General features: G+C 60.2%; 6 protein-coding genes. 1 reads left to right on the top strand and 5 read right to left on the bottom strand.

Translation table 11 applies throughout. The annotated features are described in order from the left end of the window. Position 1: 1 nt before the first annotated feature. The 3 genes from VSS37_RS20255 to VSS37_RS20245 are packed head-to-tail and all read right to left on the bottom strand — an operon-like array spanning position 2 to position 1,706. Positions 2-889 (bottom strand): AEC family transporter, encoded by an 888-nt coding sequence (locus tag VSS37_RS20255; RefSeq protein ID WP_324698167.1) that lies wholly within the window; start codon positions 887-889, stop codon positions 2-4. Positions 890-895: 6 nt separating this feature from the next. Beyond that, the gene (locus tag VSS37_RS20250; RefSeq protein WP_324698166.1) at positions 896-1,240 is read right to left on the bottom strand and encodes a hypothetical protein; all 345 of its coding nucleotides are present in this window, start codon (positions 1,238-1,240) and stop codon (positions 896-898) included. A 10-nt stretch (positions 1,241-1,250) separates the two neighbouring features. Further along, entirely contained in the window at positions 1,251-1,706 is a 456-nt protein-coding gene (locus tag VSS37_RS20245; protein ID WP_324698164.1) for a universal stress protein, read from the bottom strand. 191 nt (positions 1,707-1,897) lie between these two features. On the opposite strand from VSS37_RS20245, the gene dsbD reads away from it, so the two are divergent. Beyond that, positions 1,898-3,787: a protein-disulfide reductase DsbD gene (dsbD, locus tag VSS37_RS20240; RefSeq protein ID WP_324698162.1), complete on the top strand. Its 1,890-nt coding sequence runs from the start codon at positions 1,898-1,900 to the stop codon at positions 3,785-3,787. Between the two features lie 15 nt (positions 3,788-3,802). On the opposite strand, the gene VSS37_RS20235 is transcribed toward dsbD, so the two are convergent. Together VSS37_RS20235 and VSS37_RS20230 are read right to left on the bottom strand one after the other, a co-directional pair. Then, positions 3,803-4,861, bottom strand: a complete 1,059-nt coding sequence (locus VSS37_RS20235) for a thioredoxin family protein (protein ID WP_324698160.1) — start codon at positions 4,859-4,861, stop codon at positions 3,803-3,805. A 163-nt stretch (positions 4,862-5,024) separates the two neighbouring features. Continuing rightward, a partial coding sequence (locus VSS37_RS20230) for an NnrS family protein (RefSeq protein ID WP_324698159.1) occupies positions 5,025-6,014 on the bottom strand: 990 nt, incomplete at its 5' end.

Here is a 6,014-nt window from a genome sequence, read left to right as displayed (position 1 = left end):
ATTAATGGGGCAACGCAAACCACAGCACGGCGGGGATGATGAGCAGGCTGGCGAGGTTGCCCAGCAAGACGATGGAGGCGACCCGTTGCGGCTCCTGCTGGTATTGTTCCGCCACCAGCACATTCAGCACCGCTGGTGGCAATGCAGCGAAAATCAGCAGTTGCGCATGTTGGGCAGGCTCCAGCGACAACAGGGGGCTGACGAGGAAAACGCTGGCGACACCCGCAGCTGGCCCAGCAAGCGCACCGAATGTCCCCAATTTCCAGTCACGCAGGTTCACATCCAGCAGCCGCACACCCAATGAAAACAACAGCAACGGAATCGACACTTGCCCCAACAGTTTGACGGTGTTCGCCAACGCCTCCGGCAGGGTGACATGCAGGCTGCTGCACAACAGGCCGAGCAGGGTGGCCTGGATCATCGGCATTTTCAACAGGCGCAACGGTTTGGTGTGGTGGTCAAGGATGTAAAAGCCGACGGTGAAATGCAGCGCCATTTCAATAATGAACAGCACCACCGCCGCTTGCAACGCCTGTTCCCCGAACGCGAACAGCACCAGCGGAATGCCCATGTTCCCCGAGTTGTTGAACATCATCGGCGGCAGGAAGGTTTTCAGGTTGATGCGCAACAACCACGCCAGCGGCCACAGCAACAGGCCGGAACCCAGGACAGCCGCCACGCCGCCAATCGCCAAGTCACGGAAGGCCAGGAAGTCGAAAGGCTTGTCCATCAACACCCAGAACACCAGGAACGGGGCGAAGAAATCCATGTTCAGCCGGTTGACCACCGCCATGTCCGGGCGGTGCCGGTAGCCATAGGCGGCACCCAACGCGGCGCAGGCGAACACCGGGAAAATGATGCCCAGGATGCGCAGGGTGGCGTCAAGCATGGAGGTTCAGAATTCCTTCACCCAGTTGACCCGGTTTTGGCCGATGGCCCAGTGGCCCACCTGCGCGCCTGCCAGCGCGCCCAGGGCGTCCCATGCCAGATCCTTGCCGCTGAAATCGTTGCCGTCTTGCTGGCTGTCGATCACCTCCTTGAGGATGCCCGGCACCATCGCCCAGCCAAACGCCTGGGCGCGGTCATGGGTGTGGGAATAGGCGGCGATCCCCAATACGGCAGAGACGGCAAAATGCAGCTGTTTGTCCTGGCCTGTCCACTCATCCGCCAGCGCGCCGAGGGGGAACAAGCAAAACACGGCGGGCAGCGCGCTCGCCAGCAGACGGGAGGGTTTGGTCATGCGTTCCTGCTTAATCAGTAATCCGGATCGCCATTACATCACAAGGCACACCCTTGAGGGTAGCTTCCGCCGTGGAGCCCATGAAGCCCAGCACGCTTTTTTTGCCGCTGTTGCCGACGACAACCAGGTCAATGCCGTTGTCCTTGACGAATTGGATGATGGCTTCGCTGGGTTTGCCGTTGGTGTGGACGGTTTCCAACGCCGCGTTGATGGGGACACCCAGATCCGTGGCGAGCTTGCGTAATTTATCCGTCGCCATGGCCATCTGCTTTTGCTTCATTTCCTGGCTCATGCCAAGTTTTTGCGTGCCGCCAAAGGCGACATTGCCAAGGGAAATGTCTTCCAGCACATTCAGCAGTGTCAGGCGGGCGCTGTAGAAATTCGCCAGCTCATTGGCGCGGGTAATGATGGCGTCGGTGATCCGGGTGAAATCCACGGGTACAAGGATGTGTTCATAGGTATGCATGAGGGGGCTTCTCCTGGGGTGCTGTTGAGCTTTCATCATGGGTGAGTTAAGGGCACTCAGGAATGATGTAGGTCAACTTTTTCATGAGCCGCCCGCGAATCATGAAAGTTGTGGGCTGGCGGGCTTATCTCACAATTTGCCGGGGAATCCATTACACTGGGGCATTGTTGTCCGCTGGAGGAGAGAGGAGCGTGGATAAGTTATCCAGCCAGTTGAAGTATGGGCTGTTGGCGGTGTTGGCGTGCCTATTGCTGGCGGCCCATCCGGTGTGGAGTGAGCCGGAACCGGCCAAGGCCGCCGAGGCGACCTTTGATTTCGACGACGGCAGCCTGACTTCTGAACAGGCATTCGCCATTGGCCAGCCCTCCTTGGAAGGCGATGTGCTGAAGCTGAATTGGGTCATTGCGCCCGACCACTACCTTTACAAGGACAAGTTCCTGGTCAAGGTGTTTGAGCCGAAAGGCGTCACGGTCGGGGAGCCGCAACTGCCGGACGGCGAGGTCAAGCAGGATGAATATTTTGGCCGGATTGAAGCCATCCACGACTACGCGGAAATCCGCCTGCCGGTGAAGCGCTCCAGCGCAGGCAAGGCAGGCAGCTTCCTGCTGGAGCTGGGTTGGCAGGGCTGCGCGGAAAACGTGCTGTGTTATCCGGCGGAACTGAAGGCGTACCAAGTCAGCCTGCCCGCTCCTCAGGCCGGGCAGCAGGCGAGCGTGCAATGGGTGGAAACCCAGGTTCCAGAAGCGGTGGCCGAAGCGGCGCAACCGGGCGGCGGGCCTGCGTTGTCCGAACAAGATCAGATCGCCGCCAAGCTCGCGGGTGGCAATACCTTCCTGACCCTGCTGGGCTTTCTGGGCTTTGGGTTGCTGCTGGCGTTCACGCCGTGCGTATTTCCGATGATCCCGATCCTGTCCGGCATTATTGTCGGGCAAAAAGACTTGAACCCACGCAAGGCGTTTTTCCTGTCACTGGCCTACGTGCTGGCGATGGCGCTGACTTATACGGTGGCGGGCGTGCTGGCCGGGTTGTTTGGGCAGAATTTGCAGGCCATGTTCCAGAATCCATGGGTGCTGGGGGTGTTCAGCGCCATTTTCGTGCTGCTGGCGTTGTCCATGTTCGGTTTCTATGAGTTGCAGATGCCATCCGCCATCCAGAGCCGCCTGAACAACCTCAGCAACCGGCAGGAAGGCGGCAGCCTGATCGGCGTCGCCATCATGGGCGCGTTGTCGGCGCTGATCGTGGGGCCATGCGTGGCCGCGCCGCTGGCCGGGGCGCTGATTTACATCGGCCAGACTGGGGATGCGCTACTGGGCGGGCTGGCGTTGTTTGCACTGAGCATCGGCATGGGGATTCCGCTGCTGCTGGTCGGGGCATCCGCTGGCCAATGGCTGCCGCGTGCAGGCGCGTGGATGGAGGCGATCAAGGCGGTGTTCGGCGTCATGCTGCTGGCGGTCGCCATCTGGATGCTGGAGCGTATTTTGCCGGAACCGCTCGCCTTGTTGCTGTGGGCGGCGCTGTTCGTGATTTCGGCCATTTTCCTCGGCGCGTTGGCCCCTGTGCCGGAAGACGGCAGCGGCTGGCGCAAACTCTGGAAAGGGGTGGGAATCCTGCTGTTGTTGTACGGCAGTTTGCTGATGGTCGGCAGCGCCACCGGCAAAGGCGACCTGTGGCAACCGCTGCGGGGTCTGGCGCTGGGGCAGGCGGGAGGCGCGGAGGCGGCGGAACTGCCGTTCCGCACCGTGACGACGTTGGCGGATTTGCAGCAGGCCATCCAAAGCAGCAATGGCCAGCCTGTTATGGTTGATTTCTACGCTGACTGGTGCGTGGTCTGCAAGGAAATGGAAAAGTACACGTTCCCCGACCCCGCTGTGCAGGCGCACTTGCGCAACGCTGTCCTTATCAAGGCGGATGTCACTGAGAATTCCGCCGCCGCCAAGGAACTGCTCAGTCATTTCGGCATTGTCGGCCCGCCCGCCATCCTGTTTTTCGGCAAGGGCGGCGAGGAGCTGAAGCAATACCGGCAGGTTGGGTTCATGCCTGCGGAAGCCTTCGCCAGCCATCTGGGCAAGGCCTTGCAGTGACGCAGGGGTGTCCTGCTATTCCATCAGGTTCACTTCGAAGCCACGCGCCCGCAGCGTTTCGGTGCGGTGTTGCAGGAAGCGCTGGAATTCCGGCTGCCAGCGGTAGGCACCGGAGATGACATAATCCATCGCGCCATGCAGGTGGTAGGTTTTCAAGTAAGCTTCGGTGCGGAAGGCTTCCTTGCCGTCGGTGTCGAAAAACACCAGGCTGGGCGTGTACTTGATTTCCAGCGCCTGCGCCCACTCGCTGGTGGGCATGTCCTTGCCATCCGGGGTTTGCAGCTTGTCGGCGGAATTGATGTCCGCCACGGCGACATCGAGGTTGCTGAGGGCGTAACCGACTTCCGGGCGGGTGAGGATATCCCGGTGCAGTTCATCGCAGGCGTCGCACTCGGCCTGTTCGAAAATGACCAACAGCGGACGCCCGCTATCCTTGCGGCCATCTTTCAGCTTCAGGGGGGAGGGCAGGCTGTCGGCAATGACGCGGGAGGCCGATTCAGCCTGCGCAGGTTTCTTGGAAGCTGGCAGGCTGGCGTAATACTCACGGAAGCCGCCTTCCCGTTCGTGTTTGCCCGCGACGTAATCCAGCGCCAGTTCAAACTTGTCCGGCGCATAGTAGCCATTGACGCGCAGCACTGCCTTGCCTGCCTCATCCAGGAACAGCAGGGTTGGGGTGTATTGCACCTTCAGTCCGGCGGCGAAGCCCTTTTCGGTGGCTGCCTTGCCATCCAGATCGGTCACGTCCCGGTCGCCCCACATATTGATGGCGATGACATCGAAATGTTGTTGGGTCTTGTCGGCGATCGACTGCTTGCCGAAATCCTCCTTCAGCAGTTTGGAGCAGTACGGGCAGCCGTCCTGATAGAAATACAGGATCAGACGCTTGTTGGCGGCGGTCGCCTCCTTGAGGTCGTCGCGGATGTCGAGGAAGGATTCCTTGAACCAGGCGGGTTTTTCCTCATAACCGGGGTGAACCATGCCAGGCGCGAGGCTGGCGGGTGAAGCGGCGGGCGGCTCCTCCGCCGATACGGCTCCGGCAAACAGAAGCAGGGCAACAGTCAGCGCATATCGCATGGGAGCCTCCTCAGCGGTGATATTCAGCAAGGAAATTATTGGGTTATGGGAAAAGTCTAGCACTCTGGGCAAAGCCTGGATATTAGCCCCAGGCTTTCAGGCATTGTTGGCGGGGAAGGTGTGAACGGGTTTTGGCGGGGTTGCGCCCGCCGTGCCTGTGTTGTCAGCCGTAGCGCCCGTCCACGCGCGGTTTGACCAGCATCGGCGCGTAGCTCCACACAAACAGCCCGAAGGCGGTGATCCACAGCAATTGCGCGCTCAGTATCCATTCGCCATAAAATTCCGGCACCAACCAGACATTCAATACCCGGATGAAGGCGGCGCTGAACAGCACCAGGAACACCACAATCAGGATTGCAGGCGGGTCAAACACATTGCGCCCGCTATGCCCCAGCGCCACCCGCGCCATCATGCCCAGCGTCATCATGCCAATACCGCCCACGGCGAAAGCGTGGATACCAATCCAGGGTGAAACGCCCGCCACGGCGGACAGGAACTTGAACAGGAAGCCTGCCACCAGCCAGCCATAAGCCATGTACAGCACCCACAGCAACGGCTTTTCCCAGATATTGGGATGGTGCCAGCCAACCATGCGGAACGCATGGAACGGCACCAGCGCCAGCGCCAACAGGGCGGCCAGCATCTGCGCCATTTCATTGCCTGAGCTGATGGCGATGACATCCGCCACCGCAAAACCCAGGAACAGGATCAGGCTGAAACGGTCAACCCACACGTCATTTTTCGCTTCAAACGGGCAACCGACGCCGCGCTCGATGAAAAACGGGATCACCCGCCGCCCCATGGTGAAGACCAAGCCCAAAATGATATAGAAACCAGCATACAAACCAACTTTCACACCTATCGGCCAGTAACCCAACAGGCCGAGGTAGAACACGATATTGGCAGGGATCAGCAGGGCGATCTTGCCGCCGATGGCGCTTTGGTTCCACTGTTTGGCCCTGATTACCGGGTGGGCGATTTCATAGGTAAGCCAGCATAGGAACAGCGTGTCAACTAGCGCCGCCAACGGCAGCAACCCGGTAAATGGCAGCAGCCGCGCCAGCAGCCAGACCAGCGCCAGCAACAGGAGAGGGCGTCCATGGATGGTCTGGATGTCCGTCCAGTTCTTGACAGCGGTCAGCAGGAAACCCGC

Origin of the sequence: Candidatus Thiothrix phosphatis (genome assembly GCF_035668035.1) — a bacterium.
Taxonomy (GTDB): Bacteria; Pseudomonadota; Gammaproteobacteria; order Thiotrichales; family Thiotrichaceae; genus Thiothrix; species Thiothrix phosphatis.
Note: the sequence above shows the minus strand (reverse complement) of the source record. Positions and strands in the feature narration are given on the sequence as shown.

What these genes read in the sequence shown, in the direction of transcription:
- VSS37_RS20255 (WP_324698167.1), bottom strand. Translation starts at nt 889, where the DNA reads ATGCTTGACGCCACCCTGCGCATCCTGGGCATCATTTTCCCGGTGTTC.
- VSS37_RS20250 (WP_324698166.1), bottom strand. Translation starts at nt 1,240, where the DNA reads ATGACCAAACCCTCCCGTCTGCTGGCGAGCGCGCTGCCCGCCGTGTTT.
- VSS37_RS20245 (WP_324698164.1), bottom strand. Translation starts at nt 1,706, where the DNA reads ATGCATACCTATGAACACATCCTTGTACCCGTGGATTTCACCCGGATC.
- VSS37_RS20235 (WP_324698160.1), bottom strand. Translation starts at nt 4,861, where the DNA reads ATGCGATATGCGCTGACTGTTGCCCTGCTTCTGTTTGCCGGAGCCGTA.